We start from the raw sequence: 1,981 nt of genomic DNA on the forward strand, positions 1-1,981 counted from the left end.
CGGGTCTTTGACAGTTTGTTTACCTAAATAGGCATAAAAAAAGTCCTGCAACCCGCATATAGCCTACATTTCTTACTTAAAATTTTTGTCAAAATATTCGTTTTATTATATAGTATTTTCTAGTATTTTATGGTATAATAAGGTGTGGAGGTTATCTATGAAAGTTACTACATCAAAATCAAAAAATGCAGAGTCATTCTATATTTCCAAAAGCTTTATAAATGACAAAGGGGTTAGTACCTCTGTAAATGTACGCAAACTTGGTACTCTTGCCGAATTATTAAAAGAGCATGGACCCACTAGAGATGACGTCATGAAATGGGCTCGTGCTGAGGCAAAACTTGAAACACAAAAGTACAAAGAAGATAAAATAGTAAATCTTTCGTTTAACTCAAGCAAACGACTACAGCCACAGCAACAAGTCTTCTATCGTGGAGGTTACCTGTTTTTGCAGTACTTTTATTATAAACTTGGCTTAAACAAAGTTTGCAGAAAGATAAGGGATAAGTATAATTTCAAGTTTGATATCAACTCGATATTATCCGATTTGATTTACTCCAGAATACTCGAACCCTCCAGTAAACGCTCAAGCTACTCTTGTTCTATGGGCTTTTTAGAGCCACCATCTTACCAATTACATGATGTATATCGATCTTTAAATGTACTCGGTAAAGAATGTGACCTTATACAATCTGAAACTTATAGAAACAGTCATCTGGTGGGGAAACGTAACGATAAGCTTCTTTTTTATGATTGTACTAACTATTATTTTGAGATTGAGGATGAAGATGGCATTAAGAAATATGGCAAAAGCAAGGAACATAGACCAAACCCTATAATACAAATGGGTATGTTTATGGATGGTGACGGCATTCCACTTGCTTTTTCTCTATTTCCGGGAAATGCAAATGAACAAACCTCTATTAAACCACTTGAAGAAAAAATTTTAAAAGAGTTTGATTGTCAAAAGTTTATTTACTGTAGTGATGCCGGACTTGGTTCGGAAAAAATAAGAAAGTACAATCATATGGGTGAAAGAGCTTTTGTAGTTACTCAATCAATAAAAAAGCTTAATGCGCAAGATAGGCAATGGGCTTTAGATACTAAGGGATTTAAAAGTTTGTACGATAATAAAGTGGTGGATCTGGCTGAAATATCAATGGATGATGAGACTATATATTACAAAGATGCTCCTTATACACCGAAAGATTTATCTCAAAGACTTATCATCACATATTCACCAAAATATGCCAAATACCAAAAAGCTATTAGAGAAAAACAAGTTGACAGAGCTAAGTTAATGCTTGAAAAAGGCAGTATCAAAAAAGAAAGAAGAAATCCTAATGATCCGGCAAGGTTTCTTGGCAGCATTGCAGTAACTGATGATGGTGAAAAAGCAAATGTACATAACTTTCTTAATACAGATAAAATAGATGAGGAGGCAAAGTATGATGGTATGTATGCCATCTCAACAGACCTACTTGACGATGATGTAAGTGAAATACTAAGCATAAGTGAAAAGCGTTGGCAAATAGAAGAATGCTTTAGAATTATGAAAACCGAGTTTGAAGCAAGACCGGTATTTTTACAAAGGGCTGATAGAATTACGTCTCACTTCTTAACCTGCTTTTTAGCCTTGATCATTTACAGATATCTCGAAAAATTTTTAGAACACAAGTATACATGCGAAGAGATTCTAAAGACCTTAAAAGATTTTAATTTTGCATATGTAAAAGAGCAAGGTTTCATACCTCTATATAAACGAACAGAGCTCACAGATAAACTACATGAGATTTGTCATTTTAATACAGATTTTGAATTTATAACAAAAAGTCAAATGAGGACAATACAAAAACAAAGTAAAGGAAAATAAAATACTATTTTTTAAGTTTCAAAACGAAATACAAAAGCCCTGAAAGCCAGTAAAACACTGGGTTTCAAGGGCTTTTTAACTTTTAAAACTGTCAAAGACGGGATTATA

1 protein-coding gene is annotated in these 1,981 nt (G+C 33.3%); it reads left to right on the forward strand.

Annotated features, from left to right (window positions below; all coding sequences use genetic code 11):
- Nucleotides 1-157: 157 nt before the first annotated feature.
- Entirely contained in the window at nt 158-1,873 is a 1,716-nt protein-coding gene (locus tag SBH76_RS13360; protein ID WP_317978160.1) for an IS1634 family transposase, read from the forward strand.
- Nucleotides 1,874-1,981: the final 108 nt, after the last annotated feature.

This window comes from Lachnoanaerobaculum sanguinis, assembly GCF_033242365.1.
Taxonomy (GTDB): domain Bacteria; phylum Bacillota; class Clostridia; order Lachnospirales; family Lachnospiraceae; genus Lachnoanaerobaculum; species Lachnoanaerobaculum sanguinis.

Coding starts and splice junctions, on each gene's coding strand:
- SBH76_RS13360 (WP_317978160.1), top strand. CDS start 158: ATGAAAGTTACTACATCAAAATCAAAAAATGCAGAGTCATTCTATATT.